Source organism: Klebsiella sp. GG_Kp173, assembly GCF_040062415.1.
GTDB lineage: Bacteria > Pseudomonadota > Gammaproteobacteria > Enterobacterales > Enterobacteriaceae > Klebsiella > Klebsiella quasipneumoniae.
Window position 1 is genome coordinate 63,942 of the sequence record NZ_JBEAFZ010000008.1, and the last position, 19,460, is coordinate 83,401.

Sequence of the window (19,460 nt, forward strand, 5' to 3'; positions counted from 1 at the left end):
CGTCCTTACGCCAGGGTCATCAGGGTGTCGCCGACCGCCACCGCGTCGCCGGACTTCACCGCGATACCGCGCACGGTGCCGGCCTGCGCGGCGCGGATTTCGGTCTCCATCTTCATGGCTTCCAGAATCAGCAGCACCTCGCCTTCGGCCACCGCCTGGCCTTCCGCGGCCAGCACCTTCCAGATATTGCCCGCCAGCGGGGCGGTCACCGGGGTGCCGGCGCCGGCCGGGGCCGGGGCGGCAGCAGGCGTAGCGGCCACCGGCGCGGCGCTGAGCTGGCTGACGTCGCCGCCGTCGCTGACCTTCACCACAAAGGCTTTACCTTCCACTTCCACGGTGTAGACGCCGGAGGCGGCAGGTTTCTCTGTCTTCGCGGCAGGTCTGGCTTCTTCCGCCTGCGGCAGCGGTTCAAAGGCCGCCGGGTTATGGCGGTTCTCAAGGAACTTCAGGCCGATTTGCGGGAACAGCGCCACGGTCAGCACGTCGTCGATGGCGTTTTCGGCAAGCGTGATGCCTTTCTCCTGCGCCTGGCGTCTGACATCCGCTTCCAGCTGCGCCAGCTCCGGCTTCAGCAGGTCCGCCGGGCGGCAGGTGATGGCGTCGGTGCCGTCGAGCACCCGCGCCTGCAGGGCGGCGTTCACCGGCGCCGGGGTGCGGCCGTATTCACCTTTCAGAATGCCGGCGGTCTCCTTCGCGATGGTTTTGTAGCGCTCGCCGGTGAGGACGTTGAGCACCGCCTGGGTGCCGACAATCTGCGAGGTCGGGGTGACCAGCGGGATGAAGCCGAGGTCCTCGCGCACGCGGGGGATTTCCGCCAGCACCTGGTCGAGCCTGTCCGCGGCGTTCTGCTGCTTCAGCTGGCTTTCGAGGTTGGTGAGCATCCCGCCCGGCACCTGGGCCACCAGGATACGGCTGTCGGTGCCCTTCAGCTGGCCCTCGAAGGCGTGGTACTTCTTACGCACCTCGCGGAAGCAGGCCGCGATGCTCTCCAGCTTGTGGATATTCAGGCCGGTGTCGTACGGCGTGCCGGCGAGGGTGGCCACCAGCGCCTCGGTGGCCGGGTGGCCGTAGGTGGCGCTCATGGACGAAATCGCCGTATCCACGCCGTCGACCCCGGCTTCAATGGCCTTCAGCAGGGCCATCTCCGCCATGCCGGTGGTGGCGTGGCAGTGCAGGTGCAGGGTGACATCAAAGCGTTTTTTGATTTCGCTGACCAGCTCAAAGGCGGCATGCGGCGTCAGAATGCCGGACATGTCCTTGATGGCGATGGAGTCGACGCCGGTCTCCAGCAGCTGTTCGGTGAGGTCGAGCCAGGTCTGCAGGGTGTGCGCCGGGCTGGTGGTATACGAAAGCGTGCCCTGGGCGTGGGCGCCGTGGCTGCGGACCGCCTGCAGGGCGGCCTGCATGTTGCGCGGGTCGTTCATGGCGTCGAAGACACGGAAGACGTCCATGCCGTTTTTGACGGCGCGCTCCACGAAGCGTGCCACCACGTCATCGGCGTAGTGGCGGTAGCCGAGCAGGTTCTGGCCGCGGAGCAGCATCTGCAGCGGGGTTTTCGGCATCGCTTTTTTTAGCTCGCGCAGGCGGACCCACGGGTCCTCGCCGAGAAAGCGGATGCAGGCATCAAAGGTGGCCCCGCCCCAGCACTCGAGGGAGCGGTAGCCGACGTCGTCAAGCTGAGCGGCGACGGGGAGCATATCGTCGAGGCGCAGGCGGGTGGCGAACAGGGACTGGTGGGCGTCGCGCAGGACGACATCGGTAATGGCAACGGTCATGAATTCCTCCGTGAATTAAGGGTGCAAACGGCGATGGTGGTGAATGGCGGCGACAATCGCCGGCTTTAAGCGGGCGAAGTCGTCGGCGGGCGCGACGGCGGCCGGTGCCGGTTTTGACGCCGGAAGCGGCTCGGGAAACAGACGGTTAACGGCGAGGGACATCCCTTGGATGGCGAAGATGAGCAGCAGCAGGAACACCAGCACAAAGCCCATGCCGAGAAACATCAGGGTGAAGCCTTCGCCTAGCAGCGCAGCATCAGTCATGTATACCTCTCAAAATAGGGGCACGATGGCGCGCTGCCTGGCGACGTTTCTGGCATTCCCGGCTAAGGAGCAGGGTGGATTTCCCTCTGCCGCTCCCGGCATTGGACCCTGGCGATGCTATTCGTCGTCCGTTGAACGGCGCCATCGTGCAAATGGGTTAAATCATCATGCCGAACACGATGCTGGCGATGACCAGCACAATACCGCCACCCAAGCGGGAGGAGATTTGCGCATAAGAGATAAGGTTCATACGGTTACAGGCAGAGAGCACTTCCAGGTCACCGGAACCGCCGCGGTTGGCCATACACAGACCCGCGGTGATCGCTGATTCAATCGGGAAGAAGCCAATCATCCAGCCCCCCAGGGCCGCGCCAACCACCGCGCCAACGACGATAACCGCGGCGATGACGACGTTAGCGAAGGTAATAGCGTTGATGATTTCCTGCAGGTCGGTGTAGCAGACGCCGACGCCGACCATCAGCACCCACAACAGCTGTTTGGAGAAGAAGTCCGACAGGCGTTTGGCGCCAGCTTTGATTTCGGGTGTGCAGAGGCCAGAGGCGTTCAGCGCCGCGACGATCAGCACCATCCAGGCAAAATAGTGAATCGATACACCGCCAATGCTGGGCAGGATTTTCTTCGCCATCACGTAGGCCAGCAGGAAGCAGGTGGTGGCCAGCACCATGCCGACGGCGGTTTCGCGATGGGTGATCTGGCCCGCTTTTTCGTCTTCTTCGACTTTAAACGAGGCTTTGCGCACCAGTTCGCCTTCGCCGCTCAGCCAGGTGTGTTTTTTACCGATGATATCGAGTACGGCGGCAAAGACGATGGCAAAGATATTGGCGATGGTCAGAATAGCGATAGCGGTTGAATAGTACTCTTCGCGAGACCGACCGGTAACGGAGTGATAAATTTCCGACAGCGGTACCGCGCCCGCGCCGTTGCCGCCGCCCATGATCGGCAGGACGTACAGCATCATAATGCGATCCATCGGGATGCCGAACACCAGGCCGATGACGATACCGAAAATCGACGCGCCGACAATGCCCATCAGGATGGTCGGGATGTAGCCGAGCAGCGATTTCAGCAGCAGACGACGGTTAACCGACAGGATCGCGCCGGTAATTAATACGGCGATGAATAAGTTAAGGAAGTTACTCTCATCCATGACGTTACTGATGGCATCGATCTCTTTCTGCGTGAAAATACCGGCATAAACGAAATATGCTGCCACCAGAAAGATCATCACTGGCGCACCACCGATATATTTGTTGAATATCGGCAGGCGTTTACCTATTTCGCCAAACAGGGCGCCGATAATAAACATAATGGCAAAGCCTCCAACCAGGTCGGTGGGTAACGCATTAAAGAAGTGGGAAAGTAATAGCGTAATTAACGCAAACGCATAAAGGGGTAACGGCATGCCGAAGATTTTAAATCCCAGCAGGTCGCTCACGCCTTTTTTCTCCGTCGCCGGAGCCTGGCTCATGTTAGTCATAAACGTTATCCTGTTTATCAATGAAGTAATAAGACCGGCGCATAGTAATAAATAGACTCAGTGTTAAGGTGTGATAACCTTCACTGAATACTCGTGTTTTTAATTAATTTAATTATTTTTATTATGCTGAATGAATTAACAACATAAAAACCATAAAGCCAATTAAGCGACGAGAAAAACTGTGATTTAAATACAAGAATCGATAGCCGAACGCTGGCGAAATACAGGTCGTTTTGGAATAACGAAGCGCTAAAAAATGACTCTGATATTAAAACGCGTTCAGCTACGGAAGGATAAATCGCGGCGAGAGGCGATTGACCTCTTTCTCCGTCAGCATCAGCTCTCATTAGAGGCTGATTGCGAAATGGCCATTATCGCCGAGTACCGGCGGCGGCTGGTCGGCTGCGGCGCCATCGCCGGCAACGTGCTGAAGTGCATCGCTATCGACCCCTCGCTGCAGGGGGAGGGGCTGAGCCTTAAGCTACTGACAGAATTACTCACCCTGGCTTACGAACTGGGGCGCAGCGAACTGTTTTTATTCACTAAGCCCTGTAACGCCGCGCTCTTTGCCGGCGCCGGCTTCTGGCCAATTGCCCAGGCCGGCAATCTCGCCGTGTTACTGGAAAATAGCCGCGAACGGCTGACCCGCTACTGCCGCCAGCTGGCGATGTACCGTCAGCCGGGACGCAAAATCGGCGCTATCGTGATGAACGCCAACCCGTTCACGCTCGGCCACCGCTGGCTGGTGGAGCAGGCGGCCCGTCAATGCGACTGGCTACACCTGTTTGTGGTGAAAGAGGATGCCTCCCGTTTCACGTATCAGGATCGCTACACGCTAATCGAAAAAGGGATTGCCGGCATCGACAAAGTGACGCTGCATCCCGGTTCGGCATACCTCATCTCGCGGGCCACCTTCCCCGGCTACTTCCTCAAAGAACAGGGGGTGGTGGATGACTGCCACAACCAGATCGATCTCCAGCTGTTCCGCGAACATTTAGCCCCGGCGCTGAAGATAACCCATCGTTTTGTCGGCACCGAGCCGCTGTGTTCGCTGACCCGCCATTACAACCAGCGTATGAAAGCGTTGCTGGCAGCGCCGGGCGACGCACCGCCTGTTGAGGTCGTTGAGCTGGCGCGGATCGAAAAAAACGGCGGGCCGATATCGGCTTCAAGGGTGCGCGAACTGTACCGGCAGCGCAACTGGCAGGCGGTGGCGGCGCTGGTGCCGCCGGGAACCCTCTCTTTTCTGATGCAACTGGCGGAAAGCGAACATCAAACCGCCTGATTTTTACGCCATAACAAAGGATTTGCCTCTATGGAAATGAAGATTGACGCCCTGGCCGGCACGCTGGAGTCCAGCGATGTGATGGTCAGGATTGGGCCGGCGACGCAGCCGGGCATTCAACTGGAGATCGACAGCATTGTGAAGCAGCAGTTTGGCGATGCGATTGAGCGAGTGGTCAGAGAAACCCTGACGCAGCTCGGTGTTAGCCAGGCCAACGTGGTGGTGGATGATAAAGGGGCGCTGGAGTGCGTTCTGCGCGCCCGAGTTCAGGCTGCGGCCCTGCGTGCGGCGCAACAGTCTCAATTGCAATGGAGCCAGCTATGAAACCACGTCGCAGTATGCTGTTTATCCCCGGCGCCAATGCCGCCATGTTAAGTACTTCATTCGTCTACGGCGCCGATGCGGTGATGTTCGACCTTGAAGATGCCGTTTCGCTGCGCGAGAAAGATACCGCTCGTCTGCTGGTGTATCAGGCGCTGCAGCACCCGCTGTATCAGGATATCGAAACGGTGGTGCGCATTAACCCACTAAATACCCCGTTTGGACTGGCCGATCTGGAAGCCGTGGTTCGTGCGGGCGTGGATATGGTGCGCCTGCCGAAAACCGACAGCAAAGAAGATATCCATGAGCTGGAAGCTCACGTTGAGCGTATTGAGCGTGCGTGCGGCCGCGAAGTGGGCAGCACCAGGCTCATGGCGGCCATCGAGTCGGCGTTGGGGGTGGTAAACGCGGTCGAGATCGCCCGCGCCAGCCCGCGTCTGTCGGCCATCGCGCTGGCGGCTTTCGATTACGTGATGGATATGGGCACCTCCCGCGGCGACGGCACTGAGCTGTTCTATGCCCGCTGCGCCGTGCTACATGCTGCGCGGGTTGCCGGCATCGCCGCCTATGACGTGGTGTGGTCGGATATTAATAATGAAGAGGGATTTCTTGCGGAAGCGAATCTGGCGAAGAACCTCGGCTTCAACGGGAAATCACTGGTCAACCCGCGCCAGATCGAACTGCTGCACCAGGTCTATGCCCCGACGCGAAAAGAGGTCGACCATGCGCTGGAGGTGATTGCCGCGGCGGAAGAGGCAGAGTCGCGCGGTCTGGGCGTGGTGTCGCTGAACGGTAAGATGATCGATGGACCGATTATCGACCACGCGCGCAAAGTGGTGGCGCTTTCGGCTTCCGGTATTCGTGATTAAGGGGAATAAGATGAAAGAGACAGTAGCAATGCTTAATCAGCAGTACGTGATGCCGGAAGGATTGACCCCTTACAACGGCGTGACGGCGAAAAGTCCGTGGCTTGCTAGTGAGACGGAAAAGCGTCAGCGTAAAATCTGCGACTCGCTGGAAACGGCAATCCGTCGCTCCGGCCTGCAAAACGGCATGACCATCTCGTTCCACCACGCGTTTCGCGGCGGTGACAAAGTGGTCAATATGGTGGTGGCGAAGCTAGCGGAGATGGGATTTCGCGATCTGACCCTGGCGTCCAGTTCGCTGATCGACGCCCACTGGCCGCTGATTGAGCATATTAAAAACGGCGTGATCCGTCAGATCTACACCTCCGGTCTGCGCGGCAAGCTTGGCGAGGAGATCTCCGCCGGCCTGATGGAAAATCCGGTGCAGATCCACTCTCACGGTGGTCGCGTACAGCTGATCCAAAGCGGTGAGCTGTCCATTGACGTGGCGTTCCTCGGCGTTCCCTGCTGCGATGAGTTTGGCAACGCCAACGGCTTTAGCGGTAAGTCGCGCTGCGGCTCGCTGGGCTACGCGCGCGTTGATGCGGAACATGCCAAATGCGTCGTGCTGTTGACCGAAGAGTGGGTGGATTACCCTAACTACCCGGCCAGTATCGCCCAGGATCAGGTGGATCTGATCGTTCAGGTGGACGAAGTGGGCGATCCGCAAAAAATCACCGCGGGCGCCATTCGTTTGACCAGCAACCCGCGCGAGCTGCTGATCGCCCGCCAGGCGGCGAAAGTGGTTGAACATTCCGGTTACTTTAAAGATGGTTTCTCGCTGCAGACCGGCACCGGCGGCGCCTCGCTGGCGGTGAGCCGCTTCCTGGAAGACAAAATGCGCCGCAACGGCATTACCGCCAGTTTCGGCCTTGGCGGCATCACCGGGACGATGGTCGACCTGCATGAGAAAGGGCTGATTAAAACGCTGCTCGACACCCAATCGTTCGATGGCGATGCGGCGCGCTCGCTGGCGCAGAACCCGAACCACGTCGAAATCTCTACTAATCAGTATGCCAGCCCGGGTTCCAAAGGGGCCTCCTGCGAGCGCTTAAACGTAGTGATGCTCAGCGCGCTGGAAATTGACACCGACTTTAACGTCAACGTGATGACCGGCTCCAACGGCGTGCTGCGCGGCGCGTCAGGCGGACATAGCGATACCGCCGCCGGCGCGGATCTGACCATCATTACCGCACCGTTAGTTCGCGGCCGCATTCCCTGCGTCGTGGAAAAAGTGCTGACCCGCGTGACGCCGGGAGCCAGCGTGGATGTGCTGGTCACCGACCATGGCATTGCGATAAACCCGGCGCGCCAGGACCTGATCGACAATTTACACAACGCCGGTATTCCGCTGATGACCATTGAGGAACTGCAGCAGCGCGCGGAGCTGCTGACGGGCAAACCGAAAGCGATCGAATTTACCGATCGGGTGGTGGCGGTAGTCCGCTATCGCGACGGTTCGGTCATCGATGTGATCCATCAGGTGAAAAACAGCGACTAAGCGCAGAGGGGAAAGGCTATGAGCGACGTGTTAATTCAACCTCCGCGTGTGCTACGCGGGAAACCACTGAGCGCCGAAGAGGTGGTCAGCGCGGTAGAGCGCGCGCTGTTGACCGAAGTTCGCCTGACCCCAAAGCCCGGGCTGGTGGATATTCGTAACGCTGGCGCGCACCGGGATATGGATCTGGCCTCGTTTGAGGCCAGTACCGCGGTGGTGGCGCCGTGGATGGAGAAGTTTTTTATCATGGGCCACGATACCGCGGCGGTCGCGCCGGAGCAGGTATTGATGATGCTGCGTCCGGTGGGAATGGCCTGCGAGAACGATATGCTGGAGGTCACCGGCGGGGTGAATACCCATCGAGGGGCGATCTTCGCTTTTGGCCTGCTCAGCGCGGCGGCGGGCAGGTTGGTCTCGAAAGGCGAGCCGGTAGAGCAGCACCGACTTTGCGACCAGGTGGCGCGCTTCTGTCGCGGCATGGTTATGCAGGAATTGTCCTCCGCCAGCGGGGAACGGCTGAGCAAAGGCGAGATTCATTTTCTGCGCTACGGTTTCTCCGGCGCCCGCGGCGAGGCGGAGAGCGGATTCCTGACCGTGCGTACCCAGGCGTTACCGGTCTTTAACCGCATGATGGAGGAGACTGGCGACAGCAATCTGGCGCTGCTGCAAACCCTGCTGCATCTGATGGCATGGAATGATGACACCAATCTGGTGTCTCGCGGCGGGCTGGCCGGGCTGAACTATGTCCAGCAGGAGGCGCAGCGGCTGCTGTGGCAGGGCGGCGTACTGGCTGACGGTGGCCTGGAGGCGCTGCGCCAGTTTGATGACGATCTGATTGCCCGCCATCTCAGCCCCGGCGGTAGCGCCGATCTGCTGGCGGTGACCTGGTTTTTATCCGCGTTTCCCGCCGGCGCGCTTTTCCCGCTGTAACCCTCTGCAACATGGCCTTCGCCCGCACCGGCGGGCGGGGCATCATCATTCGCCATCCTGGTTATCACTGCGTAAACGAGGAATTGCGGCACAATCGTATAGTTTTTACTGATATCGTCCGCCGTTTGTCATAAATTTCTAATTATCGGCGTTTTTGAGTAGCGGCCCGCTGACGGGCTGGTTACTCTGAAAACAATTTACGTAATGTTAACAAAAGAGAATAGCTATGCATGATGCACAAATCCGCGTGGCCATCGCCGGCGCGGGCGGCCGGATGGGACGCCAGTTAATTCAGGCTGCGCTGCAGATGGATGGAGTGGCGCTGGGCGCGGCGCTGGAGCGCGAAGGGTCCAGCCTGGTGGGCAGCGACGCCGGCGAGCTGGCGGGTGCCGGCAAAGCGGGCGTCACGGTGCAAAGCAGCCTGACGGCGGTAAAAGATGATTTCGACGTGTTGATCGATTTTACCCGCCCGGAAGGCACGCTGAACCATCTGGCGTTTTGCCGCGACCACGGCAAAGGGATGGTCATCGGCACCACCGGTTTTGACGACGCCGGCAAGCAGGCGATTCGCGACGCCGCGCAGGAGATTGCCATTGTCTTCGCCGCTAACTTTAGCGTCGGCGTCAATGTCCTGTTAAAGCTGCTGGAGAAGGCGGCGAAGGTGATGGGCGACTACACCGACATCGAAATTATCGAAGCGCACCATCGGCATAAAGTGGATGCGCCGTCAGGCACCGCGCTGGCGATGGGCGAAGCGATCGCCGGAGCATTGAACAAAGATCTCAAGGACTGCGCGGTCTACAGCCGTGAAGGCCACACTGGCGAACGCGTCCCGGGCACCATTGGCTTCGCCACCGTCCGCGCGGGGGATATCGTCGGGGAGCATACGGCGATGTTTGCTGATATTGGCGAACGTATCGAGATCACCCATAAAGCCTCCAGTCGAATGACCTTTGCTAATGGCGCAGTTCGCTCTGCATTGTGGCTGAAAGGCAAGAAAATCGGACTCTTTGATATGCGTGACGTGCTTGATCTGAATAGTTTATAACGATTATTACCCATCGTGATGTGGTTATTGCTATCAATAAGTTATTGATGCAAGGGGCAATATTTTGTTGCCCTTTTTTATTTTTGGCCGCTTTAGGTTGTTATTTTTCTGAATTGGCTATAAGTTAGGGTATTGTTCGGTTTTCAAGTGAATGAAATGTAAATTTTGACCATCTGGTCCACTTTTTTGCCGTCCAGCGCCAGATTTTACACTCTTCGCCGTCCGCAAGCGTTTTCTCAGCCAGGTTTGTTGATCTTTTTGGCGTAAAAATCACGTGTTATGCGCCAGTGGCGTAAAATGACATTAAAAATCTCCGCTTTAAGTTGACTTTTATCCGACATCTCTCCAGAATGCCGCCGTTTGCCAAAAATCTGCGGGCAACAGATTTGCATTGATTCAGATCGTGTTTATGAATTAATATGCAAATAAAGTGAGTGGATATTCTCTGGAGGATGTTTTGATTAAGTCAGCGCTATTGGTTCTGGAAGACGGAACCCAGTTTCACGGTCGGGCCATCGGGGCAACCGGCACGGCGGTTGGGGAAGTCGTTTTCAATACTTCAATGACCGGTTATCAAGAAATCCTCACTGATCCTTCCTATTCCCGCCAAATCGTCACTCTTACTTATCCTCATATTGGTAATGTCGGCACCAACGCCGCCGATGAAGAATCTTCTCAGGTACATGCTCAGGGTCTGGTTATTCGCGACCTGCCGCTGATTGCCAGCAACTTCCGCAGTACCGAAGACCTCTCTTCCTATCTGAAGCGCCATAACATCGTGGCGATTGCCGATATCGATACCCGCAAGCTGACGCGTCTGCTGCGTGAGAAAGGGGCGCAGAATGGCTGCATCATCGCGGGCGACAGCCCGGATGCCCAGCTGGCGCTGGAAAAAGCGAAAGCGTTCCCGGGCCTGAACGGCATGGACCTGGCGAAGGAAGTGACCACCGCAGAAACCTACAGCTGGACGCAAGGTAGCTGGACCCTGGCGGGCGACCTGCCGGAAGCGAAAGCGGAAAGCGAGCTGCCGTTCCACGTCGTGGCGTATGACTTCGGCGCGAAACGCAACATCCTGCGCATGCTGGTTGACCGCGGCTGCCGCCTGACGGTGGTGCCGGCGAAGACGTCGGCGGCGGATGTGCTGGCGCTGAATCCGGACGGTATTTTCCTCTCCAACGGCCCAGGCGACCCGGCGCCGTGTGATTACGCTATCGAGGCGATTGAAAAATTCCTCGAGACCGATATTCCGGTGTTCGGCATCTGTCTCGGCCATCAGCTGCTGGCGCTGGCGAGCGGCGCCAGGACCATTAAGATGAAGTTCGGCCACCACGGCGGCAACCACCCGGTGAAAGATATTGATAATAACGTGGTGATGATCACCGCCCAGAACCACGGCTTCGCCGTGGATGAGGCGACGCTGCCGGCCAACCTGCGCGTGACCCACAAGTCGCTGTTCGACGGCACCCTGCAGGGGATCCATCGCACCGACAAGCCGGCGTTCAGCTTCCAGGGGCACCCTGAAGCGAGCCCGGGGCCGCACGATGCCGCGCCGCTGTTCGACCACTTTATCGAGTTAATTGAGCAATACCGTCAGTCCGCGAAATAATCAGGAGTATAAGAGCCATGCCAAAACGTACAGACATAAAAAGTATCCTGATTCTGGGCGCGGGCCCGATTGTTATCGGCCAGGCGTGCGAGTTTGACTACTCCGGCGCCCAGGCCTGTAAAGCCCTGCGCGAAGAGGGCTACCGCGTTATCCTGGTGAACTCTAACCCGGCGACCATCATGACCGACCCGGAAATGGCCGATGCCACCTACATCGAGCCGATTCACTGGGAAGTGGTGCGCAAAATCATCGAAAAAGAGCGCCCGGACGCGGTGCTGCCGACCATGGGCGGCCAGACGGCGCTGAACTGCGCGCTGGAGCTGGAGCGTCAGGGAGTGCTGGCTGAATTCGGCGTGACCATGATTGGCGCCACCGCCGATGCGATTGACAAGGCCGAAGACCGTCGCCGATTCGATATCGCGATGAAAAAAATCGGTCTCGACACCGCGCGTTCAGGTATCGCCCATACGATGGAAGAGGCGCTGGCGGTAGCGGCTGACGTCGGCTATCCGTGCATCATCCGTCCGTCGTTCACCATGGGTGGCACCGGCGGCGGCATCGCCTATAACCGCGAAGAGTTTGAAGAGATTTGTACCCGCGGCCTGGATCTCTCTCCTACCAACGAGCTGCTGATTGATGAATCGCTGATCGGCTGGAAAGAGTATGAGATGGAAGTGGTGCGCGATAAGAACGACAACTGCATCATCGTCTGCTCTATCGAAAACTTCGACGCCATGGGGATCCACACCGGTGACTCCATCACCGTTGCGCCGGCGCAGACCCTGACCGACAAAGAATACCAAATCATGCGTAACGCCTCGATGGCGGTGCTGCGTGAAATCGGCGTCGAAACCGGCGGCTCTAACGTTCAGTTCGCGGTCAACCCGAAAAACGGTCGCCTGATCGTTATTGAAATGAACCCGCGCGTTTCCCGCTCCTCGGCGCTGGCCTCCAAAGCCACCGGTTTCCCGATTGCCAAAGTGGCAGCCAAGCTGGCAGTAGGTTACACCCTCGACGAGCTGATGAACGACATCACCGGCGGCCGTACCCCGGCTTCCTTCGAGCCGTCCATCGACTACGTGGTCACTAAAATCCCACGCTTTAACTTCGAAAAATTCGCCGGCGCCAATGACCGTCTGACCACCCAGATGAAGTCCGTCGGCGAAGTGATGGCGATTGGCCGTACCCAGCAGGAATCCTTGCAGAAAGCGCTGCGCGGTCTGGAAGTGGGCGCCACCGGCTTCGATCCGAAAGTGAGCCTCGACGATCCGGAAGCGCTGACCAAAATCCGCCGCGAGCTGAAAGACGCCGGCGCTGAGCGTATCTGGTACATCGCCGACGCGTTCCGCGCGGGCCTCTCGGTTGACGGCGTCTTCAACCTGACCAACATCGACCGCTGGTTCCTGGTGCAGATTGAAGAGCTGGTCCGTCTGGAAGAGAAAGTGGCGGAAGTGGGCATCAACGGCCTCGACGCTGACTTCCTGCGCACCCTGAAACGTAAAGGCTTTGCCGATGCGCGTCTGGCGAAGCTGGCGGGCGTGCGGGAAGCGGAAATCCGTAAACTGCGCGACCAGTATGACCTGCACCCGGTCTACAAGCGCGTGGACACCTGCGCCGCGGAATTCGCCACCGATACCGCCTACATGTACTCCACCTATGAAGAAGAGTGCGAGTCCAACCCGTCCGTTGACCGCGATAAAATCATGGTCCTCGGCGGCGGCCCGAACCGTATCGGTCAGGGTATCGAATTTGACTACTGCTGCGTACACGCCTCGCTGGCGCTGCGCGAAGACGGTTACGAGACCATCATGGTCAACTGTAACCCGGAAACCGTCTCTACCGACTACGACACTTCCGACCGTCTGTACTTCGAGCCGGTCACCCTGGAAGACGTGCTGGAAATCGTGCGCATCGAGAAGCCAAAAGGCGTTATCGTGCAGTACGGCGGGCAGACTCCGCTGAAGCTGGCGCGCGCCCTGGAAGCCGCAGGCGTACCGGTTATTGGTACCAGCCCGGACGCTATCGACCGGGCGGAAGACCGTGAGCGCTTCCAGCACGCGGTTGACCGTCTGAAGCTGAAGCAGCCGGCGAACGCCACCGTTACCGCCATTGAGCAGGCGGTAGAGAAAGCGAAAGAGATTGGCTACCCGCTGGTGGTGCGTCCGTCTTACGTGCTCGGCGGTCGGGCGATGGAGATCGTCTATGACGAGCAGGATCTGCGCCGCTACTTCCAGACTGCGGTCAGCGTCTCCAACGACGCGCCAGTGCTGCTGGACCGCTTCCTCGACGACGCGATTGAAGTGGATGTCGATGCCATCTGCGATGGCGAAATGGTGCTGATTGGCGGCATCATGGAGCATATCGAACAGGCAGGCGTCCACTCCGGCGACTCCGCCTGTTCCCTGCCAGCCTATACCCTGAGCAAAGAGATTCAGGATGTGATGCGCGAGCAGGTGCAGAAGCTGGCCTTCGAGCTGCAGGTTCGCGGTCTGATGAACGTCCAGTTCGCGGTGAAAGATAACGAAGTCTATCTGATTGAAGTCAACCCGCGTGCGGCGCGCACCGTGCCGTTCGTCTCCAAAGCCACCGGCGTACCGCTGGCGAAAGTGGCGGCGCGCGTGATGGCCGGTAAGACGCTGGCGCAGCAGGGCGTGACCAAAGAGATCATCCCGCCGTACTACTCGGTGAAAGAGGTGGTCCTGCCGTTCAACAAATTCCCGGGCGTTGACCCGCTGTTAGGGCCAGAAATGCGTTCCACCGGGGAAGTGATGGGCGTTGGCCGTACCTTTGCCGAAGCGTTCGCCAAAGCGCAGCTGGGCAGCAACTCGACCATGAAGAAACAGGGTCGCGCGCTGCTCTCCGTCCGCGAAGGCGACAAAGAGCGAGTGGTCGACCTGGCAGCGAAGCTGCTGAAGTTTGGCTTCGAGCTGGATGCGACTCACGGCACGGCGATTGTGCTGGGCGAAGCGGGCATCAACCCGCGTCTGGTGAACAAGGTGCATGAAGGTCGTCCGCACATTCAGGACCGCATCAAGAATGGCGAATATACCTACATCATCAACACCACCGCAGGTCGTCAGGCGATTGAAGACTCCAAGCTGATTCGCCGCAGCGCGCTGCAGTACAAGGTGCACTATGACACCACCCTGAACGGCGGCTTTGCCACCGCGATGGCGCTGAACGCTGACGCCACCGACAAGGTGATTTCGGTTCAGGAAATGCACGCGCAAATCACCAAATAAGCGCTCCGGCCTGGCCGGATAGCAACACACCTGGGCTGACGACTTCGTCAGCCCATTTTTTTTGGCCGCGGCCATCTTCAGAGAGTTCTGCTTTTAACCCCCTGTCGGGTCAGGCTAACTATAGTTAGCACCATAACGATACCTATTGATGAAAAGACAGGAGGATACAATGCGGAACAATATTCTGGTGGCATCCGCACTGGCAGCGACGGCAATCATGTTCGTGGCCGGCTGCTCATCGAATCAGTCGATCAAAACCACCGACGGCAAGACCATTGTCACCAGCGGTAAACCGCAGGTGGATGATGATACCGGTCTGGTCTCTTACAAAAATGCCGAAACCGGACGCGTGGAGCAGATTAACCGCGATCAGGTGAAATCTATGGATGAGCTGGATAATTAAGGCCTGACGTTTGCCATTCAGGCGCGCGTTGTGTCCACCACCGCGACATAAATCACAGTTATCATTGTAAGCGGTTCATTTAACTGTCTACACTCTTGCTGATTACGACAAGAGCTAACGCAGGCCAATCAATGATTCTGATAATTTATGCGCATCCTTATCCGCAGCATTCGCATGCGAATAAGCGAATGCTTGAACAAGCAGGGACGCTTGAAGGCGTAGAGATACGCTCCCTCTATCAACTCTATCCCGACTTTAATATCGATGTCGCCGCCGAGCAGGCGGCGCTCGCCCGTGCCGATCTGGTTATCTGGCAGCACCCGATGCAGTGGTATAGCGTGCCGCCGCTGCTGAAGCTGTGGATGGACAAAGTGCTGTCGCACGGCTGGGCCTATGGCCATAACGGTATTGCGCTGCGCGGTAAATCGCTGATGTGGGCGGTGACCACCGGCGGCGGTGAAAGCCACTTTGATATCGGTTCGTTTCCCGGTTTCCCGGTGCTGGCGCAGCCGCTGCAGGCCACGGCGCTCTACTGCGGGATGAAATGGCTGCCGCCGTTCGCCATGCACTGCACCTTTATCTGCGATGACGAAACGCTGCAGGCGCAGGCCCGCCATTATCGTCAACGCTTAATCGACTGGCAGGAGGCACATCAAAATGGATAGCCATACGCTGATACAGGCGCTGATTTACCTGGGCGCCGCGGCGCTGATTGTGCCCATCGCCGTCCGCCTTGGGCTTGGGTCGGTGCTGGGCTATCTCATCGCCGGCTGTATTATTGGGCCGTGGGGGCTGCGGCTGGTGACCGACGCCGAGGCGATTCTGCACTTTGCCGAGATTGGCGTGGTGCTGATGCTGTTCGTCATTGGTCTGGAGCTGGATCCGCAGCGTCTGTGGAAGCTGCGCGCTTCGGTGTTTGGCGGCGGTGCGCTGCAGATGGTGGCCTGTGGGGTATTGATCGGCCTCTTCTGCATGCTGCTGGGGTTGCGTTGGCAGGTGGCCGAGCTGATCGGTATGACCCTGGCGCTCTCATCAACCGCGATCGCCATGCAGGCGATGAATGAGCGGAATCTGACGGTATCGCAGATGGGGCGCAGCGCCTTCGCGGTGCTGCTGTTCCAGGATATCGCGGCGATCCCGCTGGTGGCGATGATCCCGCTGCTGGCGGCCAGCGGCGGCGCCACTTCGCTGATGGCTTTTGCCCTTTCCGCGCTGAAGGTGGCCGCGGCGCTGGCGCTGGTGGTGGTGCTGGGGCGCTATCTGACCCGTCCGCTGCTGCGCTTTGTCGCCCGTTCCGGTCTGCGCGAAGTATTCAGCGCCGTGGCCCTGTTCCTGGTCTTCGGCTTTGGACTGTTGCTGGAGGAGGTGGGGCTGTCGATGGCGATGGGGGCGTTTCTCGCCGGGGTGTTGCTGGCCAGCTCCGAGTATCGCCATGCGCTGGAAAGCGATATTGAGCCGTTTAAAGGCCTGCTGCTGGGGCTGTTTTTTATCGGCGTCGGGATGTCGATTGATTTCGGCACCCTGGTCACCCATCCGCTGCGTATCGTGATTTTGCTGGTGGGTTTCCTGGCGATAAAAATGCTGATGCTGTGGCTTATCGCCAGGCCGCTTGGCGTGCCGCGCGCTCAGCGCCGCTGGTTTGCGGTGCTGCTGGGACAGGGGAGTGAGTTCGCGTTTGTGGTCTTTGGCGCCGCGCGGATGGCGGAGGTGCTGGACGGCGAATGGGCAAAGGCGCTGACCCTGGCGGTGGCGCTGTCGATGGCGGCAACCCCCATTCTGCTGGTGCTGTTGACCCGTCTGGAGAAATCGTCCAGCGGCCAGGCGCGGGATGCGGACGAGATTGATGAAGAGCAGCCGCGGGTGATTGTCGCCGGCTTTGGCCGCTTCGGGCAGATCGCCGGGCGACTACTGCTCTCCAGCGGGGTGAAGATGGTGATCCTCGATCACGACCCGGACCATGTCGATACTCTGCGCAAATTTGATATGAAGGTCTTCTACGGCGACGCCACCCGGGTCGATCTGCTGGAGTCGGCCGGCGCCGAAAAGGCGGAGGTACTGATCAATGCCATTGACGATCCGCACGTCAGCCTGGAGCTGGTGGCGAGGGTAAAAGAGCATTTTCCGCATCTGCAGATTATCTCCCGCGCCCGCGATGTCGATCACTATATCCAGCTGCGTCAGGCTGGCGTTGATGCCCCGGAGCGTGAAACCTTCGAGGCGGCGCTGAAATCCGGCCGAATGACGCTGGAGGCGCTGGGGCTCGGCGCGTATGAAGCGCGCGAGCGGGCCGATCTGTTCCGTCGTTTCAACCTGCAGATGGTCGAAGAGATGGTGGCGATGGCGGAAAACGACGCGGCGTCGCGGGTGGCGGTCTTCAAGCGGACCAGCGATATGCTGACCGGCATCATCAACGAAGATCGTCATCATCTGTCGCTGGTGCAGCGTCACGGTTGGCAGGGGACGGAAGAGGGCAGGCACACCGGCGATATCGCCGATGAGCCGGAAAATAAGCCCTCCGCCTGACGCTAATCAGTAACATTCTGTTTTCGTTTGGATCCTGTTCTGGCGGCCCACGGTGTGAACGTGGGCTTGCCAGCAAATCAGAAAATTTTCTTATTCTTTACCCTCCGGCCAGTCGACGAAGTTGTACGCTTTCCGTATAGTGGCGACAATTTTTTGTACTCAGGAATGAATGAATGATCAGTCTGATTGCGGCGTTAGCGGTAGATCGCGTCATTGGTATGGAAAACGCCATGCCATGGAACCTGCCTGCCGATCTCGCCTGGTTCAAACGCAACACATTAAATAAGCCGGTAGTGATGGGGCGTCTGACCTGGGAATCCATTGGGCGCCCGTTGCCGGGGCGTAAAAATATCGTGATCAGCAGCAAGCCAGGCAGCGACGATCGCGTGCAGTGGGTCTCCTCCGTTGACGAAGCGATTGCCGCCTGCGGCGATGTGGAAGAGATCATGGTGATCGGCGGCGGTCGGGTGTATGAGCAGTTCCTGCCAAAGGCGCAGAAGCTCTATCTGACCCATATCGATGCGGAAGTGGAAGGCGATACCCATTTCCCGGATTACGATCCGGACCAGTGGGAATCGGTGTTCAGCGAGTTTCATGACGCCGACGCGCAGAACTCCCACAGCTACTGCTTTGAGATCCTCGAACGCCGTTAAGCGGGAAGGATAGCAATGAAAAAACCCCGGTCGCGTCTGGCGTGACCGGGGTTTTCTTTGGCGTGAATTCAGCGCGGATGACGCTGCCACTACTTTTCTGCGCCATGTTACCCGTCGCGGGATGCGTCTTTCCAGAGTGCTGCCCGGCTGACAAATGGCACGTAAACGTAGGTCGGGTAAGGCGTTAGCCGCCACCCGACACAAAAGCGGCTCCGCGTCCGCAGTTCTTGCCCGGCGGCGCTGCGCTTGCGCGGGTCCGGGGGAGTGCGCCTGTTTCTTCAGGACGCGACGGCTTCGCCTTCGTCGAGGCTTTTCTGCCGGTTCGACGGCTGGGTAAAGTACTGCTTATCCTCCCAGCGCAGGCAGGTGAGTTCACCGCCCCAGCAGCAGCCGGTATCCAGCGCGTAAATGCCCTCCGGCGTACCGCGTCCCTCCAGCGACGCCCAGTGGCCAAAGGCAATGCTGTAGGCACTGCTGACCGGACCAGGAATGGCAAACCACGGCTTCAGCGGCGCCGGGGCGTCCTCGGGCGCTTCTTTCGAGTACATATCCAGCTGGCCGTTCGGGAAGCAGTAGCGCATGCGGGTAAAAGCGTTAGAGATAAAGCGCAGGCGCGCCAGGCCGCTCAGCTCGTTGCTCCAGTGATTCGGCATGTCGCCGTACATGGCATCAAGGAAGAAAGGGTAGGAGTCGCTGGAGAGCACCGCTTCAACATCGCGCGCGCAGTGCTGGGCGGTCTCCAGATCCCACTGCGGAGTGATGCCGGCATGGGCCATCACCAGCTTTTTCTCTTCGTCCACCTGGAGCAGCGGCTGACGACGCAGCCAGTTAAGCAGCTCATCGGCATCCGGCGCTTCCAGCAGTGATTTCAGACGATCCTTCGGCTTGTTGCGGCTGATGCCGGCGAAGACCGCCAGCAAGTGTAAATCGTGATTGCCCAGCACCAGTCGCACGCTGTCGCCCAGAGATTTGACATAGCGCAGAACCTCCAGCGACCCCGGGCCACGGGCTACCAGATCGCCGGTCAGCCACAGCGTATCGCTCCGCGGGTCGAATTCAACCTGCGCTAATAATGCGATCAGTTCATCGTAGCAACCGTGAACGTCGCCAATAAGGTATGTTGACATTGTTTTAATGAATGAGCGTTGGAACTGCGAGACGGAAAACAGGGATCTCGATACGGAACGGCGCGCCGTCGATATCGATCATCTCATAATGACCCTGCATGGTTCCCAGCGGCGTTTCAATGACCGCGCCGCTGGTATATTGATATTCACCGCCGGCGGGAATATGCGGTTGCTCGCCGACCACCCCTTCACCCTGAACTTCAGTCTCACGACCGTGGCCGTTAGTGATGAGCCAGTAGCGGCCAAGCAGCTGAACCTGACTCCGCCCCAGATTGCGAATGGTGACGGTATAAGCGAAGACGTAGCGCTCTTCTTCCGGAGAAGATTGCGATTCGATATAGACGCTTTGCACCTGGACGCAAACACGAGGCGAATTAATCAT

Annotated in this window: 17 protein-coding genes; 12 read left to right on the forward strand and 5 right to left on the reverse strand. The window is 58.9% G+C overall.

Annotated features, from left to right (window positions below):
• Positions 1 to 5: 5 nt before the first annotated feature.
• From oadA to citS, 3 genes are all read right to left on the reverse strand, one after another.
• Positions 6 to 1,775, reverse strand: a complete 1,770-nt coding sequence (oadA, locus tag ABLU50_RS07310) for a sodium-extruding oxaloacetate decarboxylase subunit alpha (RefSeq protein WP_087833122.1) — start codon at positions 1,773 to 1,775, stop codon at positions 6 to 8.
• 15 nt (positions 1,776 to 1,790) lie between these two features.
• Positions 1,791 to 2,039 (reverse strand): oxaloacetate decarboxylase subunit gamma, encoded by a 249-nt coding sequence (locus ABLU50_RS07315; protein WP_004204254.1) that lies wholly within the window; start codon positions 2,037 to 2,039, stop codon positions 1,791 to 1,793.
• Between the two features lie 157 nt (positions 2,040 to 2,196).
• Positions 2,197 to 3,537 (reverse strand): citrate/sodium symporter CitS, encoded by a 1,341-nt coding sequence (gene citS, locus ABLU50_RS07320; RefSeq protein WP_004204255.1) that lies wholly within the window; start codon positions 3,535 to 3,537, stop codon positions 2,197 to 2,199.
• Between the two features lie 256 nt (positions 3,538 to 3,793).
• Between citS and citC the strand changes: the two genes are divergently transcribed.
• The 12 genes from citC to folA all read left to right on the forward strand — a co-directional run bounded on the left by citC (position 3,794) and on the right by folA (position 17,951).
• Positions 3,794 to 4,822, forward strand: a complete 1,029-nt coding sequence (citC, locus tag ABLU50_RS07325) for a [citrate (pro-3S)-lyase] ligase (RefSeq protein ID WP_062914361.1) — start codon at positions 3,794 to 3,796, stop codon at positions 4,820 to 4,822.
• Between the two features lie 30 nt (positions 4,823 to 4,852).
• Complete coding sequence (gene citD, locus ABLU50_RS07330; RefSeq protein WP_032426016.1) at positions 4,853 to 5,146, forward strand: citrate lyase acyl carrier protein; 294 nt, start codon at positions 4,853 to 4,855, stop codon at positions 5,144 to 5,146.
• Positions 5,143 to 6,012, forward strand: coding sequence for a citrate (pro-3S)-lyase subunit beta (citE, locus tag ABLU50_RS07335; protein WP_032455538.1), 870 nt, complete (start codon positions 5,143 to 5,145; stop codon positions 6,010 to 6,012). Before citD ends, citE begins: the two co-directional genes overlap by 4 nt.
• 10 nt (positions 6,013 to 6,022) lie before the next feature.
• Positions 6,023 to 7,549: a citrate lyase subunit alpha gene (citF, locus tag ABLU50_RS07340; protein ID WP_087833121.1), complete on the forward strand. Its 1,527-nt coding sequence runs from the start codon at positions 6,023 to 6,025 to the stop codon at positions 7,547 to 7,549.
• An 18-nt stretch (positions 7,550 to 7,567) separates the two neighbouring features.
• Positions 7,568 to 8,476: a triphosphoribosyl-dephospho-CoA synthase CitG gene (gene citG / locus ABLU50_RS07345; protein ID WP_004204264.1), complete on the forward strand. Its 909-nt coding sequence runs from the start codon at positions 7,568 to 7,570 to the stop codon at positions 8,474 to 8,476.
• Positions 8,477 to 8,702: 226 nt separating this feature from the next.
• Positions 8,703 to 9,524 (forward strand): 4-hydroxy-tetrahydrodipicolinate reductase, encoded by an 822-nt coding sequence (gene dapB / locus ABLU50_RS07350; protein WP_087833120.1) that lies wholly within the window; start codon positions 8,703 to 8,705, stop codon positions 9,522 to 9,524.
• Positions 9,525 to 9,981: 457 nt separating this feature from the next.
• Positions 9,982 to 11,130 carry a glutamine-hydrolyzing carbamoyl-phosphate synthase small subunit gene (gene carA / locus ABLU50_RS07355; RefSeq protein ID WP_004204266.1) on the forward strand — a complete coding sequence of 383 codons (1,149 nt, stop codon included), beginning with the start codon at positions 9,982 to 9,984 and terminating at the stop codon, positions 11,128 to 11,130.
• Positions 11,131 to 11,147: 17 nt separating this feature from the next.
• Entirely contained in the window at positions 11,148 to 14,372 is a 3,225-nt protein-coding gene (gene carB / locus ABLU50_RS07360) for a carbamoyl-phosphate synthase large subunit (RefSeq protein ID WP_004204267.1), read from the forward strand.
• 169 nt (positions 14,373 to 14,541) lie between these two features.
• On the forward strand, positions 14,542 to 14,775 hold the full coding sequence (locus ABLU50_RS07365) for a YgdI/YgdR family lipoprotein (RefSeq protein ID WP_002888059.1): 234 nt from the start codon (positions 14,542 to 14,544) through the stop codon (positions 14,773 to 14,775).
• Positions 14,776 to 14,906: 131 nt separating this feature from the next.
• Positions 14,907 to 15,440 carry a glutathione-regulated potassium-efflux system oxidoreductase KefF gene (gene kefF / locus ABLU50_RS07370; RefSeq protein ID WP_004204269.1) on the forward strand — a complete coding sequence of 178 codons (534 nt, stop codon included), beginning with the start codon at positions 14,907 to 14,909 and terminating at the stop codon, positions 15,438 to 15,440.
• The gene (kefC, locus tag ABLU50_RS07375) at positions 15,433 to 17,298 is read left to right on the forward strand and encodes a glutathione-regulated potassium-efflux system protein KefC (RefSeq protein ID WP_004204270.1); all 1,866 of its coding nucleotides are present in this window, start codon (positions 15,433 to 15,435) and stop codon (positions 17,296 to 17,298) included. The genes kefF and kefC overlap by 8 nt, the downstream gene beginning before the upstream one ends.
• Before the next feature lie 173 nt (positions 17,299 to 17,471).
• A complete protein-coding gene (gene folA / locus ABLU50_RS07380; RefSeq protein WP_004204271.1) occupies positions 17,472 to 17,951 on the forward strand; it encodes a type 3 dihydrofolate reductase in 480 nt (159 codons plus the stop codon).
• 278 nt (positions 17,952 to 18,229) lie between these two features.
• On the opposite strand, the gene apaH is transcribed toward folA, so the two are convergent.
• On the reverse strand, positions 18,230 to 19,078 hold the full coding sequence (apaH, locus tag ABLU50_RS07385) for a bis(5'-nucleosyl)-tetraphosphatase (symmetrical) ApaH (RefSeq protein WP_348864651.1): 849 nt from the start codon (positions 19,076 to 19,078) through the stop codon (positions 18,230 to 18,232).
• A gap of 4 nt (positions 19,079 to 19,082) precedes the next feature.
• Positions 19,083 to 19,460 carry a Co2+/Mg2+ efflux protein ApaG gene (gene apaG / locus ABLU50_RS07390; protein ID WP_004204274.1) on the reverse strand — a complete coding sequence of 126 codons (378 nt, stop codon included), beginning with the start codon at positions 19,458 to 19,460 and terminating at the stop codon, positions 19,083 to 19,085.